Raw genomic sequence first — 23,149 nt, 5'->3', positions numbered from 1 at the left:
CTAGTTTCCATTAATACTCCGCCGCATGTGGCGGAAGCCAGCGCCAGCTGCTTTTTGGCAGCATTTCGGCACTGTGGCTAAAATACTTAGAACAGGTAAGTGTTCCAGGCCATCTAGATTGTGCAGGTAATTAGTGTCGCAGATATTATTATATGCGTTCTTCATAATGATGCTGCTTCCGCTTTATCATTAGCTTTTTGTCACGATACAATTTGTCTTGCAAATTTTTGAATTTTTGATGCGCAGCTTGTGGAACCGCACTTGAAACGATTATTCCAGTATAACTGTGAGCAGAAGCTTTTATTTGTCTGTTTACAATATCAAAAGTGCTTTCGATCTGTTTGATCGCTGTATCAACATCTACACCTTTTAATTCGACCAGATAGTACTTACCATCTTCTTCGATATGGAACAGGAAATCACACTTTTTAATAGTCTGGTCTACGATAAGGCAATTATCGACCCGTACCCGGCAAATGGTTTTGCCAGATACATTGTTAAAAATAAATTTCTTTCCGTTTTCTATGGCAGAACTGGCATTTGAAAAGCAAGCGGCATTACCATTTAAAATTACTCTTAAATCCTCACAGGTCATTATTCTGGATATTTTAAGGTAAGTAGATTTTCAAATGTTTCGCTTAGTTCAGTTGACACATCATCAATATTAGAAGGACCAATTGAATGGATTTCTAGATCAAGTGTAGATTTAGCACCACCGTCATTAAAAAAATAGCACGAAACACGATCAAAATCAATCCACAAGGACGATGGAACTAATTTCTCTACCTTTTTACTTGATTGTGGATTACTTTTAGACACATTTCCTGCTTGGATCAAATTGTCAATAGAGGTTAAAAGGTACGGACTGTGTGTAGTAATAATTAGCTTATCTTCAGATTGGTTTACCCGCTCAATAATAAATTCAGTAAGATCCTTTTGTGATGAAGGGTATAAATTTAGTTCCGGCTCTTCAATTATAAACAAATCATCACCCTTTTTCTCAGCATTGGTGTTATGCTGTACAACCAGCATGAGAGGAATAATAGATTGCATACCGCTTGATGCCTGAGATAGCTTAATGACACCACCATTATCTAATTCAACAAAATCATTACCATTTGTGAATACATAATCAGCTTTTAAAAAGTCAATTCTAAATCTGCTTAACTCTGTTTTTGCCTTCTCGAATTTTGCTCCAAAATCGATTAACCATCTTGGAAGAGCAATATCGTTAGTTAAAAAGTTAAAAATTGACTGTGAAAAAGTAGGGAAAAAAGTCCGTTCAGCGGGAATATAAATTGGATTCAATATTCCAATTTTCACCTTCGATAAATAATTCGTACCAACATACCCCTTTTTTATTTCATAAAATAGCTCTCCATATTCATACTTTATATAAGTGCCCTTATCAATTTTAAATTCAATGTTATAGTTATTAAGCAACTTATTAAATTGAATTAAATAGTTGTTAGGGTTGTTCGAATCGCTCCAATCAGGCTGTAATATTAGTTGCCCACTTTTAAAAATAGCAATAAGTTTAGCTACTGTACTTTTACCGCTAGAGGTGGTGCCTATGAATATATTAATGTCCTTAACTTCTATTTTCGCGTCAATTATCGGCCCGAAGTTCTTTATTTGAAGTGTTTCTTTCATTACTCTACTAATTATCTCTGCTCTTTATCGTTCCCCGCAGGTGCTTTAATTTATCTTGGCTTTCGTGAAGTTCTGTTTCCAGATTCTTTACTTGATCTGGAGTACACCCCTGGTACATTATATTAATTCCGTTATTGCCCTCGTAATTATTAAAATGATTTGTATAGGTCGCTTTCTCCTGATAATTGATAATATAATCTGGAGAACATTTGAATATTTCCGCAAGTTCAAATAATCGACTAATGGTAACATCAGCCACATTATTTTCAATATTGCTATAAGCCTTCGTTGTAATTCCGAGAACATTTGCCACATCTTCTCTTTTTAGTTCGGTTTCTTTTTCCCGAATCGCTTGAATATTATCACCAATTCTCATAATTTTTTTATTTAAAAGTCAATATTATTGTTCTTTAGTAGTGCTTCTAATAAGGCTATTCGTTTTCTTTCGCTTTCTAACAATTCTTCTTGAAGTTTTACTACTCTATCAGTAATAGTCGGTTGTGCCTGTACTCCTTGATTCATAATATTTACACCGTTATTGCCTGCATTATTGTGAAAATAATTATAGAACTCTTTTTTAGCTGTTTTATAATTCAGAATATAAAGTGGGCTACAATCAAAAATAATCGCAATATCTTCCAATCTTGACACGGTTAATTCCGACACATTATTTTCGATATTGCTATAAGCCCTCTCCGAAATATTCAACCTTTCGGCCACATAAGTTCGCTTAAAGTTTTTTTCGACTTCTCTTATTTCTTTGATGTTACTTCCAACGTTCAAATTCAGGCCTTTCATATTACAACATTTTAAAAATTATAGTCAATATTATTGTCACGTAACAAGCTTTCAAGAACTGGTATCTTTTTTAATTGGCTATGATATAAATCATCATAGAATTTCGCAATTAATTCCGGATCAACCCCTTGTGATTTAACATTTATTCCATTATTCCCATTTTGGTTGAAGAAGTAGTTTTTAATTCCAGGAACTGAAGCATCATTGTGTTGAATGAGATCAACAGTAGTCATTACAAAAACTTCAGCAATCGCTTCAAGCTGTTTATAGGTAATATCTTTTGTACCGCTTTCAATTAATTCATATTCTTCAACTGTCATTCCCAATTTTCCAGCAACATACTGGACGTCGTACTCCTTTTGTATTCTAAAAAACTTAATATTTTCCTCAATTGCCATTTTTACAAATAATTTAGTTTACCAAATATAGCTAAACTTCCAATAAGACACAAAAACTTCCAACATGGAAATTATCTGACCAAATGAACTAGTCACTGACTACTCAAAATCCAGTCTATATCTCCTCCTTTGTTAAAGCTGATTATTCAATCCATTTTGCAAATGTCGGGATACAAAAGCCTTTCTGACCCTGATTTGATATCCATGATAAAGGATGGGGATCATGCTGCCTATACCGAAATCTACGAAAGGTACCATTATTTAGTATTTATTGAGGCTTATAGAAAACTTGGTGATGAAGAACTGGCAAAGGACATTGTACAAGAACTTTTTGTAAATCTTTGGATAAAACGACAAAAAACAACAGATGTCGAAAACTTAGCTGGTTACTTGCTTACAGCGGTAAAATTTCGCATTTTTGACTTCTTTGACCATCAGAATGTTGAATCCAAATACATTGCATCTTTAAAGGATTATACCAATACTGGAAACATTGCTCATACAGACTATTTAACCAGAGAACGAGAGTGGGAAAAATATATTGATTTAGCTATTCAATCCTTACCACAAAAAATGAGGCAAATATTTCAGCTAAATAAATCGGACAACTTATCGTATAAAGAGATAGCCAAAAAGCTTAATACAACTGAGAATAATGTTCAAAAACATATAAACGGTGCAATCAAAGTATTAAAAACCAAACTGACTGCACTATTTTAAATTCCTTTCAAAAAAATACTTTTTTATTTTCCCAATCCCGTCTGTAAAGCCGACACTTCTTCAATCCATTACCTTTTGACAATGACAACTGAAGAAGCAAAACGATTAATTTCAAAATACAATGCAGGAAACTGCACTGACCAGGAAAAAGCATTACTAGAGAATTGGTATATGCAACTGGACGTTCAACACATCAATATCTCTCCTAAAACAATTGAGAGCTTACGTGAAGAAATTAAAAATCTTCCTGGTTTCAATGACAAATCCAAAACTATCAAACTCTGGTCAGTAATTGCGGCAGTAGTTTCTGTCAGTTTAATCGCAGTTGGCGTCCTATTGTTCAATTATCGTTCAGAAATACGACCAATAACAAATCAAATTGCCAACGACATTGCTCCTGGTACTAATAAAGCTACCCTTACCTTTGCAAACGGCAAAATCATAAACTTAAACCAAACTAAAACCGGAATTGCTGTTGACGCCGCTAAAATCAAATACAATGATGGCACAAAAATTTTCAGCAACAATACTGACAGTTTTTCAGGATTAGCAACAATCACAACACCAAAAGGTGGTGAATATCACATCGTCCTTTCTGACGGGACAAAAGTATGGCTTAACGCCGCTTCAACTTTAACTTTTGCAACCTCTTTAAGAGAGCGTGGAGAGGACAAGCGCAGGGTGACTTTGAGCGGCGAAGCCTACTTTGAAGTATTTAAAGACAAGCGCCGCCCCTTTGTCGTTAAAGTTGGGCATCAAGAAATATTGGTGTTGGGCACTCATTTTAATATCAATGCCTATGACCCGAAAGCAGTTATAAAAACAACATTGCAAGAAGGGGTGGTGAGAGTAATTAGCCTTAAAAAAGATGGGACTTTTAGAAAATCTAATCTAAAGCCAGGGGAACAGGCAATATCCTCTGAAGCCGCCACATTGATAAAAAAAGTGAATGTAGAATTAGAACTAGCTTGGAAAAAAGGCAAAATACAATTTGTAAGAGCAGATCTAAAATCTGTCATGAACATGATCAGCCGATGGTATGACATTGAGGTAATTTATCAATACTATCCAAATGAAGCTAAGTTTACTGGCTCGATTTCCAGATCTAAAAATATTTCAGAAGTCTTAAGCCTTCTGGAAACCACCGGAGAAGTCCGATTTAAAATAGAAGAAAGGAAGGTATTGGTAATGAAATAAATATCACCTGGTGAATAGCAACCGGCCCCAGTGTAGGAACTGTGGGCCGGTCTAGCTCAGTCAAAAGTAAAAATGCGATAACACGATACGATCAACTAAACCGAGACAAATGTACAATATTTACTTATACGGTGCGCCCGCCAGGAGCTGCACTGCCAAATTTTTGATCATTATGAAGCTAAGTTTTCTCTTCTTGATCATACCCTTGATACAGGTTACGGCTTCATCCAAAGCACAAACCATTACTTTAAACAAGCAAAATGTATCCATTAGCGCTGTTTTCGAAGAAATCATGATGCAAAGTGACTATGATTTTTCTTATTCGGAACAACAGATTTCCAAAGTTGGGCCGATTACTATTTCAGTTACTAAGGCCAGTATTACTGAAGTTCTAGATAAATGTTTTAAAGGCCAACCGCTTACTTACTCGATTAAAGGGAAAAACATCATAATAACTGCAAAAAAAACATCGCTATTTCAACGGCTTGCAGATAAATTCAGCAATATAGATATCCAGGGAACCATTATTGATGAAACAGGATTACCACTTGTCGGGGCAACTGTAAAAATTAAAGGTAGCACCACCAGCATCAGAACTGACCATCGGGGTAGATTTTTTATGCAAAATGTTGCTGAGGATGCAATATTGGTTATATCTTATGTTGGCTATCAATCCAAAGAAATACCTGCTTCTGAGAATGTTGGCACGATCAAACTGGAATTGGCGACTGGTGATTTAAAAGAAATTGAAATAAATGCAGGTTATTATACCGTAAAGGATCGAGAAAGAACTGGATCAATTTCGAGAGTTACAGCAAAAGATATTGGAAATCAACCTGTAAACAATGTGATGGGGGCATTAATAGGCAGAATGTCTGGAGTAAACATTCAGCAACAGTCCGGCATAAATGGCGGTGGATTTAGCATAGAAATTCGGGGCCGAAATAGTCTCAGAGCTGACGGCAGAGACCCATTATATTTAGTTGACGGTATACCGTACCCTTCTTCAAGTATGAATTTACTAACACTTGGAGTAAGCGGGATTAGTGGGACTGGAAGTCCCTTAAACTATATCAGTCCGGCCGATATAGAAAGTGTTGAAATACTGAAGGATGCTGATGCTACATCCATTTATGGGTCAAGAGGCTCAAACGGTGTAGTTCTCATCACTACCAAAAGAGCTAAGGCTGGAAAAACTTCTTTGGATGTTAATATATTCAGGGGTGTTTCAAAAATTGGGTCAAGATTCAACTTAATGAATACAGCGCAATACCAAGAAATGCGGAATGAAGCATTTAAAAATGACGGTATTACGCCAGGTCAAACAGATTACGATGTAAATGGCACATGGGATAAAAATAGTTACAGTGATTGGCAAGACATCTTAATTGGTGGTACTGCTCACAATACAAGTATTCAAACTGGAATTAGTGGGGGGAATGAGCAAACTAGATTCGGATTCCGAGGTAATTATAGCAAACAAACAACAGTCTATCCCGGTGATTTTTCCGATCAAAAGGGATCAGGAGCATTGACGATTAATCACATCTCGAATAATAAGAAATTTACTGCTGACTTTTCCTTGAATTATACAATTAACTACAATAATTCTCCTATTAGAGATTTAACAAGCAGTGCCGTTACTCTTGCCCCAAATGCACCAAATATATATGATGAAAACGGCAAACTCAACTGGGCTTTAAATAGTAGCGGCGCTTCGACCTGGGATAACCCAGTTGCTCCAATGTTTAACGATTATGTTGGAAAAACAAATACATCAATTAGTAATGGTGTTATGGGTTATCAATTATTACCAGGCCTTAAGCTAAAAAGCAATTTTGGGTATACCAATATCCGATTAAAGGAAAATGTGCTATACAGAATAAGTTCCGCAAACCCTGCAACCGCTCCAACGGGAAGCAATGACATTTCGAATAACACCATTGAAACTTGGATCATAGAACCTCAGATTGATTATCAAAGAAAGATTGGCAACGGGGATTTAAATGTACTCATTGGCAGCACATTTCAAAAGAATAATCAACGCTCCGAATATGTTTATGGTTTCGGATATACGAGCGATCTATTGCTGGGAAGCATTTCAGCGGCACCGATACAGGGTGGAGCATCTGGAGTCTCACAATACAACTATAATGCTGTTTTTGGAAGGATTAATTACAATTGGAAAAGTAGATATATTATAAATGTCACTGGCAGACGGGATGGATCAAGTAGATTCGGGCCAGATAAACAATTTGCTAACTTCGGCGCAATAGGTGCTGCATGGATATTCACTAAAGAGAATCTCATTAAAGATAGTTTCCCATTCTTAAGTTTTGGTAAATTAAGGGGGAGCTATGGTATCACTGGAAGTGATCAAATTTCGGATTATGGGTATCTGGACACTTATTCACCTACTTCAAGACCTTATCAGGACGGTAGCGGACTTATTCCCACAAGGCTTGCAAATCCTGACTATTCCTGGGAAACAAATAGAAAGTTAGAGGGTTCAATAGAACTTGGATTTTTTAAGGATACATTCTCAATTACGACAAGCTGGTATCGCAATCGCTCTTCAAACCAACTTGTGGGTTACTCATTGCCTGATATATCAGGATTTCCTAGCATTCAGTCTAATTTTCCGGCAACTGTTCAAAATACCGGTTGGGAGTTTGAGATCAATTCGACTAATATCAACACCAAATATTTTACTTGGAAAAGTTCTTTCAATTTGTCTATCCCCACAAATAAACTAATAGACTACCCTAATATACAAGGGTCGAGTTATGCAAATACATATAGAATAGGGGAATCAATGTATTCAGCAATAGCCTATCATTATTTGGGAGTTGATGAAACAACAGGACTATATTCATTTGAGGATATAAATGGCAATGGGTTAGATGTTACAGATCGAATTTTCGTAACAAAACCTTTAACCAGTCACTTTTTTGGCGGCCTAAATAATAGCATAAAACTCAAGAATATCCAGCTCGACTTCTTTTTTCAATTTGTAGACAAAACGCTAAGAGACCCCATTACACAATTTGCTGCTGCTGGAATACTGGCAAATCAGCCGCAACATCAATTAGATCGGTGGCAAGAAATCGGCGACAATAAAAACTTTCAGAAATTCTCACGAAACACTGGAACAGGATCAGCCGCTCAACGAATTAGCACATATCTAATTAATTCAGATCGCTTAGTTGATGCATCGTTTATTAGACTTAAAAATATATCTCTATCCTGGGATGCCCCAACTAGCTGGCTACAAAAAATTAAGCTAACAAACGTTCGGTTATACCTGCAAGGGCAGAATGTATTTACCATTTCAAATTACATGGGTGATCCTGAAGTAGGAATAGTTAGAACGCTACCTACCTTAAGGACTGTTACTATGGGGTTACAATTAACATTATAAATGATCGAAGAATATGAAACCATTTAAAATAAATATCATATACCTGCTGATTACGTCTGCCTTGTTTCTGCATAGCTGCAAGGATTTTGTCGAAATTGATCCGCCATCAGATCAGCTCATTAGTAAAACTGTTTACAGTAGTGATGAAACAGCTATTTCTGCTGTTAGGGGCTTATACGCACAAATGATGACCAGCGGCAACTTTGCAAGTGGAGCAGCCAATAGTATAACCAGATTAGTAGGTTTATCTTCTGATGAGTTTAATAATTTCAATTCATCTGAATTTTATACTCAGTTTTCAACTAACAATTTGACAGCCAATAATACAATTCTACGATCAGGGCTTTGGCAAGCCTCCTATCAGTACATATACTTTGCTAATGTTATCCTGGATAATCTGAAAGTTTCCAATCAACTTTCAATATCAACCAAAGAGCAATTAGAAGGTGAAGCAAAATTTATCAGGGCATATTGTCATTTCTATCTTACCAATTTGTTCGGTGAAGTACCAATAGTTCTAACTACAGATTACAGAATTAATGCAGTCGCTTTTTCGAGTACGAAAGACAAAATATATGAGCAAATCATTAGTGATCTATTAGAATCAAAAAAATTGTTAAAAGATGCGTATCCCTCCACCGAACGGATTAGAGCGAATAAGTGGGCTGCTACAGCTTTTTTAGCAAGAGTGTACTTATATCACCATGAATGGGCAAATGCAATCGAACAATCATCTGAAGTAATTGCAAAAACCGATGCCTATAAAATCGTAGATGATTTAAACCAGGTATTTTTAAAAAATAGCCAAGAGACTATTTTGCAGTTTGCACCTACTTCAGCGTCAATTAATACCAATGAAGGCGCATTGTTTATCCTAACATCTGCTCCCGGAACCGCAAACCAAACAACGCTAAGTGAAAATCTCATTCAAGCGTTTGAACCAGGGGATAAAAGATTGGCAAATTGGATAGGGAAATTTACAAGTGGTACATCATCTTGGTATTATCCTTTTAAATACAAAATTAAAACGGGATCAACCCCTCGTAATGAATATTCAATGGTGCTCAGATTAGCGGAGCAATATTTAATAAGGGCAGAAGCATTTATCAATCTCAATCAAATTGAACTTGGTATCGGGGATTTGAATGTTATTCGTAAACGGGCAAGGCCCCAGCCTACTGTAGACAACCCGATTCCAATCCCCGACTTTTCCGTTAATCTCAGCAAAGCCGATGCGCTAACGGCTATAGAAAAGGAACGAAGGGTAGAGTTTTTTTCTGAATGGGGACATAGATGGTTAGACCTTAAACGGACTAATAGAGCCGATGAAGTTCTTAAAGTAACCAAAGGTACAAACTGGCAAAATACCGACATTCTTTATCCTATTCCAATTACAGAGCTAAATAATAATCCTAATCTAAGACAGAACATAGGATACGAATAGAAAACTAATTAAAACATAAAAAAATGAAAACTAAACCAATTGTCTGGCTATCCCTATGCCTTTTATTTTGTAAGGTAGGATTTACACAAACTAATTCACCAAATGTAAGCCCAATAAAAATTGGTGACAAAGTACCTGATTATCCTTTAACAAATCTGCTAAATTATCCGTCCCCCGCAGTTAAGCTGAACGGGTTCAACAATAAAATTTTGATTTTGGATTTTTGGAACTTCACCTGTTCTGCCTGCATAGGCTCATGGCCAAAACTCTTAAAGTTGCAGAAAGAATTTCAGGATCAAGTTCAAATTGTATTAGTTAATACGGAACAATCGGATACCAACAAAGTTAAAGACTTTGTCCGTAAGCGAGAAAAAGCATTTGGTTACAAGATGGATTTGCTAATGGCAAATGGAGACAAACAGTTAAGGGTACTATTTCCTCACTATTCATTACCTCACGTTGTTTGGGTGGATAAATCTGGAACTGTAAAATATATAACTGGTGGGCCTGAATTAAATGAACTTACAATCAGAAAAACGATTGCAAATGACAATATGAACTTAGTTACCAAAACTGATGAACGTGTGTCCGCAGATTTTTCCAAACCACTATTTATTAATGGAAACGGCGTTGGGGCAGATAATGGAGCGAATGCTATTTTTACCAGTATTATCAATCCATATTCAGCAGATATACCAACATACGCAGGTTTTTACACTAATGATCACCTATCTTATGGCTATATTTCAAATCATTCTATTTTAGCCATGATAAGGGTTTTATGGGGTGGTGAGTGGCATGAGTGGGCTGCTGACAAAACCCCTGTTTCTTTTCCAGCGGCAAAAACTGTTATTGAAATGAATGATTCCACTAAAATTATCAATAGCAAGGATGGGTCTCGTAGCAGTCGGTATACTATTCAACTAAGGATAGCCAAAAATGTCTCCGTGGAAAATTTGCAAAAAAAAATGTTAGCAGATCTTGAACAATATTTTGGATTTACTACATTAAAGGAAAAGCGTACTAAAAAGTGCCTCATTCTATCTCGAAATAAACACCCTCTAACTATATACCAAAATGGGAAAAAAAGGGATGTTATTACCAAATTCAAATTGGATATTAATAATGTTTCTGTACCACAACTTTTGAATTTACTCGGCTCGCGTCTTGCCAGTTTCAATGTTAATTTAGGGCGATATCCTATAATTGATGAAACGAACTTTACAGGGCTACTTGGCACCATTAATTTTGACGGCTCTAATATGGAAGATATAAATCTAGTCAGCCAAATGCTATCAAAACACGGTCTAGAATTTTCATTACAGGAACGTGAGGTGGACGTATTAGTAATTCGTGACAATGATAATTTATAAAGTCTCATGATCTCATAGGTGGTAATTTTATTGTATACTTTACAATAAAATTGCCGCTTAGGGTAATGATACAACCATCCATTACCTTGAATTGTCGTATTGGGTCAAAGTTTAAATCTGGAAGATAGAATGAATACAGGTATATACTCCTAGGAATATCATATACATCAATCACAATTGAAGTCTTAAAAGAATTTTCATCTTCGTGTTTGCCAATCAGTTTCGATTGTATAAATAAATAATTATTCCAGGTAGAGCATCTAGCATTAACTAATAAGCGGGTGCTAGAAAAAGTACTCGCTTTATTAGCGTTTATCTTTGAAACCTGGAATTTTGCCGTATCAATTGGGTCTATGGTCTTGATTTTTCCAATTACATTTAGATTTGTATCTAATAACAACACCTGGTTCCTGTAATAATACATATATGTAAAAATGCCCAGATGTTTATTATATTCCAATTTACCATCTGTGCAAAAGACACCGTCAATTTGCTTTTTCAAAGCTGTCTCATTATCAATACGCCCTAGTAAAGATTCTTTTCTAAGACTATTGTATCCTGTTTTTGCACTATTAATGCGATAAACAACACTACTATTACTAAGGGGAATGCTTTGCGTAAAGTAGGGTACAAAAATCTTGTCCTTCCTGGCAACCCAGCTATTATTATCACCTGACAAAATGGATCGTTCCAACCCGTTCAGCATATAAAATCTATTATTGTCAACATACAGATTATAGTTCCCCTTTGGCTTAAAATACATTTTGTCGACGGAAATTGTCTTCGATTGTGTATCAGCAAGTGAAGTACTTACTTCTAATACGTGCCTACTGGCTGTATAATTACCTAAATATATACGCTCGCCTAATTGTCCCGCAAAATAGTAAGAATTATATTTTATGTTCTTCATTTTAACGTCTTTGGCAGGTGTAATGATTTTCCGTTCAAAGTCATAGGTAATTTCTTTCATCCTAACGGTATATCCATATACCAAAACTCCTATTGGAATAATTGAAGCAATAAATGCGATGCTCAGATTAGTAATTACTTTTCTCATAATACTATTAATTTAAATACCCTGCAGCTTTCTGGGCTACAGGGTATTTTTTTATTATGGTTGGTCATCTTGAAATAAAGGAACATTACAACGACCTGACGCCTGGGTAAATAGCGTCTGACTTTCCTGGTTTGTACAAACAGGGTTATCAATCTCTGTAGGGTTACAGGGGATTTCCAGTGTTTGCGAAGGACATGGGCCACTGTTATTTAGTGTTCCATAAACCAGCGTAGTCCTTAAATTGTTGGCGTTAACAAACGCCGAGCCTACAGCAACTGTTGCCAGTAGACCAAATGTGAAAAGTAATCTTTTCATGGTAATAGGATTTTGTTAGTGCTTACTCTCTTTCAGGTTTTGGGCATCCCCTGATCCATCTACTTTTAAAATGAATATTTTATACAGGTATTTTATACCAGTTATTTTCCGTCTTTTTTTATTAAACTAGTTTGTAGTATTATGGCAGTTACGGCAAGAATTATAAAGAATATATTAAATAGAAAATGCTCCTTCCACTGCATGGATTCAAAAATTCCACCGCAGGCACACGGAACTTTTTCTGTAAAATTGAGTATTGCAACAATATATGATGTAAACATCACTATCAAACTGAATGATGCATAAAGTGCAACTAATCTTGTCTTGGGTACCACTAGCAATACCGAGATTAACACTTCGATGCCAGGAATAAACCATAACACATGGCCAGAGATCGGAGCTAGAATTGGTGATTGGCCCAATTGAACTTTGAATTTCTGATAGTCAGCTAGTTTGTTTGCGGCAGCATACATATATAAAGCGAAGAATAAACAGCTGATGATAAAGACTATTGTTTCCTTTTTCGGAAAAAGAGTTTTAATCTCTGTTAAATTAAATTTTCCAAGTTTTGTTACTATGCTGATCATTGTCAATTGTTTCAGTTTAAATCTCTAAAATTCAACTACCTATATTCTATCAGAACATCTGGCACTCAATCATCCCTGTTGGGTATTATAAAATTGAGCAAGATTTCTTAATAAGACGTTGACCGAAACGGACAAAATGATGTTGACTGAAAAGGACAAAATAGCCATTTAAGCTATATCTAAAGGGTTTTAGTTATCAGCAGATTGTAATTTACTTGGAGAATAGCCGAAATACCTTTTATATTTGCGTGAAAATATTGCCGTTTCAGCAAAACCAAGTCTTTCCGAAACACTTTTAATATTTACTCCTTGATGTATTAGTGAATGTCCTTTTTTCATCTGTGCATCCTCAACTAAATCCTGGATATTCATGTTAAAAATCCTATTGCAATGTCTGCGCAATGCCTTTGGTTCTATGTTAAATTGGGATGAAATTGCCGTAACGCTTGGTATAATACCATTTTCAACTTGCTCTATGATCATATCTCGTGCCTCGTAAATAATCTGCTTAGGCGATTTATAGGGTATTACCACAGGGGCTAACAAATGGTTGTGATATTCAGCAATCAGCATATTGATAACATGAAGTAAATTCTCCTCAAGATCTACGACTGTACTTGCTTTACAATTCCTTAACTTGTCTAATTGCCTTGCCGTATGCCTGGTCATTACATAAGGTGGTAATACCATATTGACGGCGTTGACATCTTGCATTTCTTTCACGATGGCAGCTAACTTAGGATAGACATCCCTCATTTTCAGTAACCATGTGGGTCTAAGTACAAAATATACAAACTTCATTTTTCCGGGGTCAGCATTCCACCTATAGACACCAGCTGGAACAGTCTGGACAAAACATTGTCCTTTGACTATGACAATCGGTTCGGGCTGTTCCGAAACAGCAATGGTTAAATCATCTTTTAAAGCATAAACAAATACAAGTGAATTCTGTGCTACCTTTACTGTAAGAAGGGTTCTTTTTTTTACAAAATGAGTAATTAGTTCTAGGTAGAAAGCAAACCCACTAAAAGTTTGTCTTAAAATCTTAATAGACTTATAACGAATTAGTTTTACCCTAGCATAAGAAATCGTATGTTTTGATACCGAGTTTCTTTTTCTTCTAATTAAAATTCTTAATGGAATTTCAGTATCTAGTTCAAATTTGAAGGGCGTTTTCATAAAAGTAAGAGGTTAACAGAGAAAACTTATAGTTCTTAATACCGACATTTGTTGGATTTCACCACCCCTCATTATCCTTCCGCTATTAGTATTGTATAGTATAAGGGAAATATTGTATTGGAAATAAAACATGGTCGTCAGTACTTGGTTAATACAAATTTCCGAAGTTTTAAATACAGAAAACCCGACCACGGTCGGAAAATTCAATCATTTTAGACTAAATTGATCAATCTGAAAGCCCATTGCCCTGAAGAGTGCCTGGACTAAAGACCTGGGGTTTTCCTTAGCCCGCTCAGCCTATCTGCGGACATACCCATATATTCCGCAATGTCTTTGAGTGAGAAATGAGGGAATAGCAGGTTCAATTTATCTTTATATTTAATATAGCGCTCCGTTATGCTTAATGTTGAAATATTACTCGCATGTTCCCGTCTCAAAACGTTGTATGCTCCCCTAATCTTCTCCGTTACTGTATCGGTAGTATCAAAAGTGTCTTTTAGTGCTTTCCAATCCTCATAACTAATAAATATTACTCTACAATTGCACCCGGCAGTGACAATGCTTTGAGAAGGCTCCCTGTCAAAAAAACCCGGAGTGACGTAGATAAATGATTTTGCAAACCAAAACCATACCGTGGTTTTCTTATCGGACTGCGTATCAACATTCGTTTCTTTAACGACACCATCGATCAAAAACCAAACTATTTCCTGCCTTTCTTTATTTATAAGAAGTTTATGGTCTTTCTTATAATTTACCTCATAAAGTACAGTTTTGAGTTTTCTAATAAACCCAGCGTTCAATTGAAGAAAATGCCTCATTTCTTCAATTAGGATAATAAAAGCTTCGTCAGATATGGGCAATATTTTGTTGAATGTGGGATGATTTTTCATAGGGGGATATTTAGATTTAAGAGTATCTATTACATGATCATGCAAAAAATCTAGGAGAGAGGATTAATGGAGTAGATGTATTTATGAAAAAATGATTTATCTAATCATACCTAATATGGGTTTGAATTTGTTTTCTTGTTAAATAATTGTCAGTTAAGCAAATATTAAGGAAAATATTGTAACAACCAAATATTTAACATTGGCCCAATGTAACAATTGTAAAAGTCCCCCCTGAGAATATATGTATGGTAACGTATATTTGTGAGGTTTGAACTTTTTAATATTTAATGAAAGACGTTTGGTTTATAAGGCATGGTGAAAGTTTGGCTAATGCCGGTTTGCCTACTACTGATCCGGGAACTATACCTCTAACATCAAAGGGGGAATTACAGGCAGAAGCCCTGGCTAAAACTATAGAAAAGCGGCCTGAATTAATTGTAGTATCTCCCTACCTTCGCACTCAACAAACTGCCGAGCCAACAACGGTTAAGTTTCCAGATGTGCCTATTGAAGTTTGGCCGTTCCAGGAATATGATTTTCTGTCTCCAGCTCAATGTATTGGCACCACTGTAGAAGATCGCAAGCCCTGGGTAAGAGATTACTGGAATAAGAGCGAGGCAACCTATGTTCATGGAACAGGCGCAGAGTCATTTATTGACTTTAAAGGCAGGGTAATTAATGGAATTAAGCGACTGCAAAACCGGAACGAAAATTTTATTCTGGTATTTGTGCATGGTCATGTAATCCGGGCGATATGTCAATATATCCAGACTAGCAACGAGAATATAGACAATCAAAGTATGCGCTATTTCAGGGACAAAATGAGCAAGCTTTCTGTTGAAAATACGGCGATTTTCAAGTGCGAATATGATGGTAAGAAATGGATGGTTATAAATCCAAATTTACAATCCATAGAAAAAACATAAAGGGATTTGATCAAATCGCCTCCCTCTATTGTTATGATTACTGGTCTGACTTGGCTTTTTTCAAATTTTCTTTCGCCGCTTGCTGCTGTTTTTCTGCCTGCTCAGCCTGTGCCTGCGCTGCTATAATGGCATTCTGTTTGGCCATCTCCTTTTTCGCCATTTCCACCAGAGCGTTTGGATCTTCCTCTAGCTTGGTGAGTATGGTTTTGGCCGCTTCAGGATATAGCGCCCTGATGAGCCAGAAATTATAGGCTTCATCATTGAGCCTATTGTTACGGTGGTTCAGGTATAAGGCTGTTCCAACCGAACTTGTGGTCAATAAAATGCAAACCACTACACCGATGATCAGATTTTTCGACCATGCCCCGAAATGATGGGAGTTTCTTATTGTTATAACTTTCGGAGTTGAAGCCAGAATTTGCTTGACCTCATCGATGTTTTGTTGAATTTTAGAGTGATCATATCTGTTATTTGATTTTTCAATCTGTCCATAGATATCAGTCATGGACTTGTTATAATGTTTTAAAAAGGTGTCTAAATATTCAGGCACTACATTTTCTAAGACCTTTACTCTTTCAACAAATCCTTCAAATAATTCTTCTAACATGTTTACTCTTTCTTCTATTTCTTTCATACTAGGTGGGTTTTTGGGATTAAATATTTACTTATCTGGTTACGCCTTGGGATTGTTCGGCCTCATGTTTCTTCCTTTTTCTACGGCGTTTGTCTGCATCACCAATGGGATCTGATTGCGCTGGAATAAATTCACTGCGAAACAAAATATCCAATAAACTTTCCCCTCGGTCATGGCTGTGCTGATGTTCCGCTTGGACGTCAATTCGGATTGCTTCCCTCAACTGATCAGCCAGAGAAGGCCTATTCGCTGCTAATGCTTCCTGGTACTGTTTTACCTGATAATTCCTGTCCAGTTGTCTATCTAATTGGGCAAAGCTGAAGCTACGATCTACTGAAGAACCTTTCATTTTTAGGGCTCCCTTTTCAAACGAAATACCTTCCACCTCATTGGTTCCACTACGGTATTTATAGGCTACAGCTATTCCCTTCGCATTCAACTTACTTTCAAATCCTTTCCAGCTGATCGACTGCTTCAATGCACTTTTAATGGAATCATAGAGTTCATATTTCAGACTTTCTTTTCCTTTCAAGGCGAGACGGTTGACCAGTTCTTTGCCTTCTCCAAGGTGGTAGCCATACTTTAATGTGATGTCTTTACAAGCTTTTATATTGCGTTGGTAATCATTTTTATCAGTAATTGTCTGACCGGAATTATCAACCCGATTATACACGATGTGCAAGTGTGGATGCTCCCTGTCATGATGCCTTACAATTAAACATTGTGTATTCGCAATTCCCATTTTTTTCATGTATTCCTGCGCTCTTGCGACCATTACCTCATCATTGAGCTTGGGCAAATCCTCTTTGCTCCAGCTGAGTACCAAGTGCCCCACAGCCTTTCCCAGACCTGGCCGCAACTTGCGTTGCAAATTAAAATCCTGCGTAATTGATTTTGCATCCTGAATCCTCACCCCCTCTGCTGAAAGGATTTTCGCATCTGGTTTATCCAGGAGATACCGGACGCAGCCACCAAAGCTTTTTCCAGTGATTGGTTTACCGATCATGATTACTTATTTTAGTTAACAAACTTTCTATTTGAACCAGTAGTGCCTGGCACTTTAAAGCCAGGCTAAATAGTCCATTAACATGCGCTAGATGTGTCAGCTGATTGAGGTTGTTTGACAAGCCTGACAAATCCCTGAACCAGCCAACTTCCTCGGTTGAAAAACGTGGAACTACCTTTGCACTTTTCGCCGCTTTGCGACACCATTCGCTGGATTTCATTCCGGCAGCTTTAGATTTGTTTTCTATAAACAGGCGTTCAGTAGGAGTCATCCTTACCATCAGCAAATTACTTTTTTTGATCAATTTTTTTGGTCTGCCTGGCAGACGCTTATTGTTGTCTTTGGTATTAGATTGTGTTGCTGTCATTAATTTCCTTCATTAAAGTGTTTGAAATGTCGACCACCGGGAGCGAGTTCCCCGAAGCACCTTTTTGGGGTGCCGGGGAGTTTTTGTATAGCAAAAACATTAACTCGCTCCTTACCAACCGCCAATAGTGAGGATACGAACAGATTGGCGGTTCACCTTATCTTCGTGTGAACTGTAAATAGGATTAAAGCCTCTGGTATCAGGCCCGGTATATCGAGATTCACCTTTATATTATATCTGAATATTCGTGCATAACATCAAAACGACGTGGGCTTCCCTCGACTGAGTTGGGCAACCCAATAGTCGTTAACGTCCTCATGCTTGGGATAAAAGACGGATGCGTCAACGGCATTCTTAAAGGTATTCATGACCAGATCCGTTGCTTTTCTTCCGGCTTTATTTTGGTCATAATAGGTGAAGATATTTTTATGTTCTCCCATAATTTCAAATGTCCGGGAGAGCATGTTTACCGAATTTAAAATCAAATAATTAAAATCGGTATGGTCTTTAGGGTGCATAGTCAACAGCGACAAAAAATCTGTATACCCTTCCGTTGATTTTAAGTTCTTTGATCCGTTATCGATCAGCGTAAAATCCTTTGGGGATGAACTTACCTTAATCCCTGAACTGCGGAGTTCGTACCCGCCTGATCTATTGGCAAAGGCAACAGCTAAATACTTTTTTTGATATATAGTAAAGTCAGCTTGCTTGCAATACTGTTTGGCAATTGCCAGGTTAATCCCTCGACTCTTCAGGTAGGCAAGTAACCTATGATCCGCCAGATCAGAGGTGCTAATAATTTTGACCTTACTTTCCTCTTCTTGTTTTTCAATGGCGGCTCTATCGACTGGAATCATTACCGGAGTATATGTTGATCCGGCAAGCATTTGTAATAGGTCGGCAACGCTGCATTGATGTAAACGGGTACCAAGATCAATGATGTTTCCACCACATCCTTCACCGAAATCATACCATATATTCCGAAGGCTATTTACTTTAAAGGATGCATGTTTTTCATCTCTAAATGGAGAGATATACCAATGATTGTGGCCTCTTGTGTTTTGGGCTTTGAAACCCAGGTTATTCAGGTATTCTACTATTGGAATTAACCTTGCTTGTTCACATGTTAAATTGCTCATACTAATTTCTTTATAGGGCTTGAACTCTATTTTTATGATGATTTGATGAACAGCACCACTAATATACTGTATTACAGTTTATTGTAGCGTCATCAAATGTTCATCAAACGCATCATCATTTTTTGTTTCCTCAGTTATTCTTCATCAGCATCTTTTTTGATGAAGTGATGATGAAGTTTTGATGACAGTTATTTTATTTATAATCAATTAATTATATTACTTATCATCAAATCATCAATAATCATTTAGTTTTAAAATCGTTTCCATATCCAGTGTATAAAATCTGCCTTTACTCGCCTGTTCATATAAATTTCCTTCGGTAGAAAATTTGTATTGCATAAAGGAATTGGATGCTGGCTTTAAATTCCACACGTTTTGCAGTACTCTTCTGATCGAGGTAGTATCGGGGCTTCGGATGCCCCTGCGGGTAAGCCATCCTTGTGCATCTCCGATGCAAAAGCGGATCTCCTTCAATTCCTGATCGTCTACTATCGATAGCAGCACTCCAGCAAGCTCCACCTCCAGTTTCACCCTGTTCTGACGAATTACTTTTTTCAGAGCTGGAGTGAAGATCTGTTCCGGGCTAAACCACATCCTGGTCTGGTTGGAGGTGATCATCTTCCGTTTTGTCAGATAATATACCAGCATTGGAATTTCTTCTTTCAACTTTGCGAGCAAATGCGGATTATCAGCCACAAGCACCGGAACTTTTCTGATCCAATACCTTGTTTCACCTGGGTCAATGATCAAGAAGTTGTCTTCGTTGTTGCTGCAAAGGATGAACTTGCCAAAAAATTCAGTCTCCTGCCGATCCATTCCTTTTGCTTCAGTTTTGTAGAATGTAGCTGTACTCAGGTTTTTAAGCCTTTCTGAGTCCTCCCGTCGTTCTAAAAATGTTTCATCGACACCAATTAATAATTTCTGCGTCCATTCCGCATTGAAATTGGAACGAAAATCCTCGTTGGTATTAATGGTCATGTTGTCTCCAAAAATGGCCTTAAGCCAGTTTAGGAATGTTGTCTTTCCGGTATTGCGCTCAGTACTGACTAGGCAAAGGATCGGGAGCCGTTGCATTGGTCGTTCCAGCAGTAGCTTTAAATAATCTAGGCCAAGCTCCAGCTGCTCACCGAATATATGCTGGAGATAGTCAAGACTGTGGACAGGCTTACCTTCTTTAGGCTTGTGCTTAAAAGGATAATAACGGTTATAGAAATTCTCTACTATTCTCTGATAGTTTAAATGACTGGGAACAAAGCAGAAGCCATCATACTTTTCTATTTCGGACAAGTAGCTTTTCCCATGATCCTGTTTAATGCATTCTGCTGACCAGGATATCAGCATAACCATTGCATCTCCTGATGCCAAAGGCTTCCTGACAGTTTTGTAATAAGCAGTGCCGATGCGGATGTAAGGGTGTGTCTGTTCCATGCTACCCCCCATTATTTTCTACGCAGTTTGCGTTTGAGAATAAAATTTTCTGCTTTGGCTGCAACTTCAGCATCACTCAACTTTTTATGAGATAAAAGCCATTCCAAAATTGCCTTTTTTGAGAACCGGATTCCACCATTGGGCAATCCGATGTAAGGAATTTTACCTTCTGACTTAAGCTGATAGAGGGTCTGCCGAGCGTAACCCGTCACCTTTTCTGCGATTTCATACCCGCCGATCTCATCATCTCCAGGGAACGCTACAGTAGGCGCCTTATCCTCTATGGGTGGATTTGTTTCTTTAAGAATGATTAATAGATCGGACACTTTCAAATCTATTAGCCTGGTGTTTTCATTGATATTCATTTTACCTCCGTTTTGATTAACGGAAGCAAAAAAATAGAAGAAAATAAACCTATACGAACGGTTGTTCGTTATCGAATGATCTAATAAAAGGTTCTATGTTAATTTACTTACAATAGTGATTTACTAGGTATTTTTATTTCACTCTATAGACCTTTACATAGTCATCACTGACGGCCTTCATACGGCTATCTTCTAGGAAGATCAAAGATTTTGAGTTATCCAGTGCAAAAACTTCCCTCAGTAAATGTCTTTTCTTGTTATGGAGAATATCGCTAGAAAGCACTTTTCTTTCCTCAATGCAATACTTCAAGAAGCCCGAAAAAGATTTGTTAAATGATCCTGCGTATGCGATCTCGTTAATTAGGATTTTACCATCATCTCTAATAGCAAACAACTGACCATTTGTACTAGCAGTGTTTAAGTCATTAATAAATGTCCTAAAATTTATCTCTTTTTCTTCTCGTGTTTTTCCTACGCACCAATAGCTAAAGAAATTACGAGGTATGCGATTGAAAGTTTCGTCGTCTTCGGCGCCACCAAACAGCTTCTTACGCCAATCTTTACTCCAAAACAGAAACAAAACAGCATCAATATTCTTCTTGGCACTTGTTGGAAATAGATTGTTTACTAAAATGTAGCCTACAATACCAGTAATAACAAATCCAACCAGACTGATTGGGGCCATGCTCTGATCTGGGAATATAACCCCTAGAAATAAAAAAAATATTGCCATCATTAAAAAGCCAAGGGCAAAGAGGATCATCAGTACATAATGAAACATGCTAACATGGATATAAAATCTACGCAGTTTACTAGCATCTATGAAATCCAGACCTTTAAAAGTAGCTCTTATTTGCGCTAATCGATCATCTGGAGTAAGTCTATGAAAGCGTCCGCCTAATTCATTCAACCAGTTCTGCAAGTTTATTGAGAGAAACAATTGAACTGGCACAATCCAAATAGCCAAGCAACTAAATGCGACTATCAATGCTATTCGTATCGTTGGAAAAAGCAGATATAGTAACGATAAAATAATTACAAGGCCAATTTCAAAGAATATTTTTTTCATATCAGAGTTTTGGGAATTTAGCCATCTCCATTGCCTTTTTCTTATCTACAATTTTTGCATATATCTGAGTCATCTCAATTTTACTGTGCCCCAGCAACTCCTTCATTGTATATATATCGATGCCATAAGTTAAACCAATTGTGGCAAATGTGTGTCTGGCAGCATGAAAATGCAGATTCTTTTGTATCCCAGCTCCCAAGCCAAAAAATTTCAAATAAGTATTGATTACTTGACCAGATGGCAAATTCCAAAAAACCTTTGAATTCTTTGGATGTTTGGGCAGACTGGCAATAATTGCTTTAGCATCATCAATTAATGGAACTCGAACAATTTTCTTTGATGTCTTAGCAGGACGAAAAACGATTTCATCTCCAACAATTTCATCATAGGTAAATTTCTTCACGTCGGACAACCTCAATCCGGTAAAGCAGGAAAACAAAAATGCCTCCTTTATTTGAGGATTACCTCTTTTAGGCGTGTATTGGGCGAGTGCTCTTACTTCTTCCATCGTTAAGGTTGTTTTTTCAACTTCCGCTTCTTCTACTACTTTGAAAGTCCAAAATGGTGATACTTTAAGAATCCCTTTAGTAATCAACTTATTAAAGTACTGGCGAAAAGTGCACATGTAAGAGTTTGCGGTGTTCTGAGTAACATTGTTAAGAAGATGAGTTTGAAAAGTATCCAATAACTCACCATCCACATCTTGAAAATAAACCACTTTACTTCCATAATATTTTTCGAGCTGAATGGTAAGACATTCAAGTCTGTAATTATATTTAGCCTTTAAACATTGACGGAAATAATTAACAAGGTTATAGTCGATTTTACCAGGCTTAGTATACCCATTCTCCGAAAAATTTGTGTCAGTCTCCCTGGTATTCCTGATGGCATTAATGACCTTCATATTATCTTTGTCAGCTTCTACAATCCTTGTTTTGGGATCAGAATAATCCTTTGAGACATAGATTTTAAGGAACTCATAATTTCGTTGCCCATCCTCACTGTTACTTGAATAAATATCTAAATATGCACTATACTTTCCACTTGCCAATTTTTTATACCTTACCTTTACCATCTGATTCCGTCATTAAAGTGACACCATATTTTGTTACTTGTGTTACTCGAAAAACTCAGCGAGTAACATATAAGTAACAAGATAGGCATAAAATAGGGTAAAATAAAA

The 23,149-nt window shown here is 36.9% G+C and carries 24 protein-coding genes; 6 read left to right on the top strand and 18 right to left on the bottom strand.

What is annotated here, in order from left to right:
* Positions 1–148 precede the first annotated feature (148 nt).
* The 5 genes from B0O44_RS08115 to B0O44_RS08095 are packed head-to-tail and all read right to left on the bottom strand — an operon-like array spanning position 149 to position 2,849.
* Positions 149–595, bottom strand: coding sequence for a hypothetical protein (locus B0O44_RS08115; RefSeq protein WP_110829110.1), 447 nt, complete (start codon positions 593–595; stop codon positions 149–151).
* The gene (locus tag B0O44_RS08110; RefSeq protein WP_110829108.1) at positions 595–1,653 is read right to left on the bottom strand and encodes an AAA family ATPase; all 1,059 of its coding nucleotides are present in this window, start codon (positions 1,651–1,653) and stop codon (positions 595–597) included. The genes B0O44_RS08115 and B0O44_RS08110 overlap by 1 nt, the downstream gene beginning before the upstream one ends.
* A 7-nt stretch (positions 1,654–1,660) precedes the next feature.
* A complete protein-coding gene (locus B0O44_RS08105; RefSeq protein ID WP_110829098.1) occupies positions 1,661–2,029 on the bottom strand; it encodes a helix-turn-helix domain-containing protein in 369 nt (122 codons plus the stop codon).
* An 11-nt stretch (positions 2,030–2,040) separates the two neighbouring features.
* Positions 2,041–2,451 carry a helix-turn-helix domain-containing protein gene (locus tag B0O44_RS08100; protein WP_110829096.1) on the bottom strand — a complete coding sequence of 137 codons (411 nt, stop codon included), beginning with the start codon at positions 2,449–2,451 and terminating at the stop codon, positions 2,041–2,043.
* 11 nt (positions 2,452–2,462) lie between these two features.
* Positions 2,463–2,849, bottom strand: a complete 387-nt coding sequence (locus B0O44_RS08095; protein WP_110829093.1) for a helix-turn-helix domain-containing protein — start codon at positions 2,847–2,849, stop codon at positions 2,463–2,465.
* Positions 2,850–3,011: 162 nt separating this feature from the next.
* Here B0O44_RS08095 and B0O44_RS08090 point away from each other — a divergent pair, with 162 nt between their 5' ends.
* From B0O44_RS08090 to B0O44_RS08070, 5 genes are all read left to right on the top strand, one after another.
* On the top strand, positions 3,012–3,569 hold the full coding sequence (locus tag B0O44_RS08090) for an RNA polymerase sigma factor (protein ID WP_110829091.1): 558 nt from the start codon (positions 3,012–3,014) through the stop codon (positions 3,567–3,569).
* A gap of 81 nt (positions 3,570–3,650) precedes the next feature.
* A complete protein-coding gene (locus B0O44_RS08085; protein WP_110829088.1) occupies positions 3,651–4,766 on the top strand; it encodes a FecR family protein in 1,116 nt (371 codons plus the stop codon).
* Between the two features lie 109 nt (positions 4,767–4,875).
* The gene (locus B0O44_RS08080) at positions 4,876–8,187 is read left to right on the top strand and encodes a SusC/RagA family TonB-linked outer membrane protein (protein ID WP_110829086.1); all 3,312 of its coding nucleotides are present in this window, start codon (positions 4,876–4,878) and stop codon (positions 8,185–8,187) included.
* Positions 8,188–8,200: 13 nt separating this feature from the next.
* Positions 8,201–9,631 (top strand): RagB/SusD family nutrient uptake outer membrane protein, encoded by a 1,431-nt coding sequence (locus B0O44_RS08075; protein ID WP_110829084.1) that lies wholly within the window; start codon positions 8,201–8,203, stop codon positions 9,629–9,631.
* Positions 9,632–9,654: 23 nt separating this feature from the next.
* Positions 9,655–11,004: a TlpA family protein disulfide reductase gene (locus tag B0O44_RS08070; RefSeq protein WP_110829081.1), complete on the top strand. Its 1,350-nt coding sequence runs from the start codon at positions 9,655–9,657 to the stop codon at positions 11,002–11,004.
* A 4-nt stretch (positions 11,005–11,008) separates the two neighbouring features.
* Here B0O44_RS08070 and B0O44_RS08065 read toward each other — a convergent pair whose 3' ends face one another.
* The 5 genes from B0O44_RS08065 to B0O44_RS08050 all read right to left on the bottom strand — a co-directional run bounded on the left by B0O44_RS08065 (position 11,009) and on the right by B0O44_RS08050 (position 15,032).
* Positions 11,009–12,061: a hypothetical protein gene (locus B0O44_RS08065; protein ID WP_110829078.1), complete on the bottom strand. Its 1,053-nt coding sequence runs from the start codon at positions 12,059–12,061 to the stop codon at positions 11,009–11,011.
* A 54-nt stretch (positions 12,062–12,115) separates the two neighbouring features.
* Positions 12,116–12,376 (bottom strand): hypothetical protein, encoded by a 261-nt coding sequence (locus tag B0O44_RS25065; RefSeq protein ID WP_146229783.1) that lies wholly within the window; start codon positions 12,374–12,376, stop codon positions 12,116–12,118.
* Between the two features lie 101 nt (positions 12,377–12,477).
* Positions 12,478–12,963: a MauE/DoxX family redox-associated membrane protein gene (locus B0O44_RS08060; RefSeq protein ID WP_110829075.1), complete on the bottom strand. Its 486-nt coding sequence runs from the start codon at positions 12,961–12,963 to the stop codon at positions 12,478–12,480.
* Between the two features lie 189 nt (positions 12,964–13,152).
* Positions 13,153–14,142, bottom strand: coding sequence for a helix-turn-helix domain-containing protein (locus B0O44_RS08055; RefSeq protein ID WP_110829072.1), 990 nt, complete (start codon positions 14,140–14,142; stop codon positions 13,153–13,155).
* 263 nt (positions 14,143–14,405) lie between these two features.
* Complete coding sequence (locus tag B0O44_RS08050; protein WP_110829069.1) at positions 14,406–15,032, bottom strand: Crp/Fnr family transcriptional regulator; 627 nt, start codon at positions 15,030–15,032, stop codon at positions 14,406–14,408.
* A gap of 287 nt (positions 15,033–15,319) precedes the next feature.
* Between B0O44_RS08050 and B0O44_RS08045 the strand changes: the two genes are divergently transcribed.
* Complete coding sequence (locus B0O44_RS08045; protein ID WP_110829067.1) at positions 15,320–15,958, top strand: histidine phosphatase family protein; 639 nt, start codon at positions 15,320–15,322, stop codon at positions 15,956–15,958.
* Between the two features lie 37 nt (positions 15,959–15,995).
* Here the strand turns inward: B0O44_RS08045 and B0O44_RS08040 are convergent, their stop codons facing one another.
* The 8 genes from B0O44_RS08040 to B0O44_RS08005 all read right to left on the bottom strand — a co-directional run bounded on the left by B0O44_RS08040 (position 15,996) and on the right by B0O44_RS08005 (position 23,041).
* On the bottom strand, positions 15,996–16,592 hold the full coding sequence (locus tag B0O44_RS08040) for a hypothetical protein (RefSeq protein ID WP_110829064.1): 597 nt from the start codon (positions 16,590–16,592) through the stop codon (positions 15,996–15,998).
* A 31-nt stretch (positions 16,593–16,623) separates the two neighbouring features.
* The gene (locus B0O44_RS08035) at positions 16,624–17,598 is read right to left on the bottom strand and encodes a relaxase/mobilization nuclease domain-containing protein (protein ID WP_110829062.1); all 975 of its coding nucleotides are present in this window, start codon (positions 17,596–17,598) and stop codon (positions 16,624–16,626) included.
* Positions 17,588–17,965 carry a plasmid mobilization protein gene (locus tag B0O44_RS08030; protein WP_110829059.1) on the bottom strand — a complete coding sequence of 126 codons (378 nt, stop codon included), beginning with the start codon at positions 17,963–17,965 and terminating at the stop codon, positions 17,588–17,590. The genes B0O44_RS08035 and B0O44_RS08030 overlap by 11 nt, the downstream gene beginning before the upstream one ends.
* A 257-nt stretch (positions 17,966–18,222) precedes the next feature.
* Positions 18,223–19,104 (bottom strand): toprim domain-containing protein, encoded by an 882-nt coding sequence (locus B0O44_RS08025; protein WP_110829057.1) that lies wholly within the window; start codon positions 19,102–19,104, stop codon positions 18,223–18,225.
* A gap of 234 nt (positions 19,105–19,338) precedes the next feature.
* Entirely contained in the window at positions 19,339–20,532 is a 1,194-nt protein-coding gene (locus tag B0O44_RS08020) for a primase-helicase family protein (protein ID WP_110829224.1), read from the bottom strand.
* Between the two features lie 11 nt (positions 20,533–20,543).
* Positions 20,544–20,897 carry a helix-turn-helix transcriptional regulator gene (locus B0O44_RS08015; protein ID WP_110829054.1) on the bottom strand — a complete coding sequence of 118 codons (354 nt, stop codon included), beginning with the start codon at positions 20,895–20,897 and terminating at the stop codon, positions 20,544–20,546.
* 133 nt (positions 20,898–21,030) lie between these two features.
* Entirely contained in the window at positions 21,031–21,966 is a 936-nt protein-coding gene (locus B0O44_RS08010; protein WP_110829052.1) for a hypothetical protein, read from the bottom strand.
* Position 21,967: 1 nt separating this feature from the next.
* On the bottom strand, positions 21,968–23,041 hold the full coding sequence (locus tag B0O44_RS08005) for a site-specific integrase (RefSeq protein WP_110829049.1): 1,074 nt from the start codon (positions 23,039–23,041) through the stop codon (positions 21,968–21,970).
* Positions 23,042–23,149: the final 108 nt, after the last annotated feature.

This window comes from Pedobacter nutrimenti, from assembly GCF_003208655.1.
In the GTDB taxonomy this organism is placed as follows: domain Bacteria; phylum Bacteroidota; class Bacteroidia; order Sphingobacteriales; family Sphingobacteriaceae; genus Pedobacter; species Pedobacter nutrimenti.
Note: the sequence above shows the minus strand (reverse complement) of the source record. Positions and strands in the feature narration are given on the sequence as shown.

Coding starts and splice junctions, on each gene's coding strand:
- B0O44_RS08115 (WP_110829110.1), bottom strand. CDS start 595: ATGACCTGTGAGGATTTAAGAGTAATTTTAAATGGTAATGCCGCTTGC.
- B0O44_RS08110 (WP_110829108.1), bottom strand. CDS start 1,653: ATGAAAGAAACACTTCAAATAAAGAACTTCGGGCCGATAATTGACGCG.
- B0O44_RS08105 (WP_110829098.1), bottom strand. CDS start 2,029: ATGAGAATTGGTGATAATATTCAAGCGATTCGGGAAAAAGAAACCGAA.
- B0O44_RS08100 (WP_110829096.1), bottom strand. CDS start 2,451: ATGAAAGGCCTGAATTTGAACGTTGGAAGTAACATCAAAGAAATAAGA.
- B0O44_RS08095 (WP_110829093.1), bottom strand. CDS start 2,849: ATGGCAATTGAGGAAAATATTAAGTTTTTTAGAATACAAAAGGAGTAC.
- B0O44_RS08090 (WP_110829091.1), top strand. CDS start 3,012: ATGTCGGGATACAAAAGCCTTTCTGACCCTGATTTGATATCCATGATA.
- B0O44_RS08085 (WP_110829088.1), top strand. CDS start 3,651: ATGACAACTGAAGAAGCAAAACGATTAATTTCAAAATACAATGCAGGA.
- B0O44_RS08080 (WP_110829086.1), top strand. CDS start 4,876: ATGTACAATATTTACTTATACGGTGCGCCCGCCAGGAGCTGCACTGCC.
- B0O44_RS08075 (WP_110829084.1), top strand. CDS start 8,201: ATGAAACCATTTAAAATAAATATCATATACCTGCTGATTACGTCTGCC.
- B0O44_RS08070 (WP_110829081.1), top strand. CDS start 9,655: ATGAAAACTAAACCAATTGTCTGGCTATCCCTATGCCTTTTATTTTGT.
- B0O44_RS08065 (WP_110829078.1), bottom strand. CDS start 12,061: ATGAGAAAAGTAATTACTAATCTGAGCATCGCATTTATTGCTTCAATT.
- B0O44_RS25065 (WP_146229783.1), bottom strand. CDS start 12,376: ATGAAAAGATTACTTTTCACATTTGGTCTACTGGCAACAGTTGCTGTA.
- B0O44_RS08060 (WP_110829075.1), bottom strand. CDS start 12,963: ATGATCAGCATAGTAACAAAACTTGGAAAATTTAATTTAACAGAGATT.
- B0O44_RS08055 (WP_110829072.1), bottom strand. CDS start 14,142: ATGAAAACGCCCTTCAAATTTGAACTAGATACTGAAATTCCATTAAGA.
- B0O44_RS08050 (WP_110829069.1), bottom strand. CDS start 15,032: ATGAAAAATCATCCCACATTCAACAAAATATTGCCCATATCTGACGAA.
- B0O44_RS08045 (WP_110829067.1), top strand. CDS start 15,320: ATGAAAGACGTTTGGTTTATAAGGCATGGTGAAAGTTTGGCTAATGCC.
- B0O44_RS08040 (WP_110829064.1), bottom strand. CDS start 16,592: ATGAAAGAAATAGAAGAAAGAGTAAACATGTTAGAAGAATTATTTGAA.
- B0O44_RS08035 (WP_110829062.1), bottom strand. CDS start 17,598: ATGATCGGTAAACCAATCACTGGAAAAAGCTTTGGTGGCTGCGTCCGG.
- B0O44_RS08030 (WP_110829059.1), bottom strand. CDS start 17,965: ATGACAGCAACACAATCTAATACCAAAGACAACAATAAGCGTCTGCCA.
- B0O44_RS08025 (WP_110829057.1), bottom strand. CDS start 19,104: ATGAGCAATTTAACATGTGAACAAGCAAGGTTAATTCCAATAGTAGAA.
- B0O44_RS08020 (WP_110829224.1), bottom strand. CDS start 20,532: ATGGAACAGACACACCCTTACATCCGCATCGGCACTGCTTATTACAAA.
- B0O44_RS08015 (WP_110829054.1), bottom strand. CDS start 20,897: ATGAATATCAATGAAAACACCAGGCTAATAGATTTGAAAGTGTCCGAT.
- B0O44_RS08010 (WP_110829052.1), bottom strand. CDS start 21,966: ATGAAAAAAATATTCTTTGAAATTGGCCTTGTAATTATTTTATCGTTA.
- B0O44_RS08005 (WP_110829049.1), bottom strand. CDS start 23,041: ATGGTAAAGGTAAGGTATAAAAAATTGGCAAGTGGAAAGTATAGTGCA.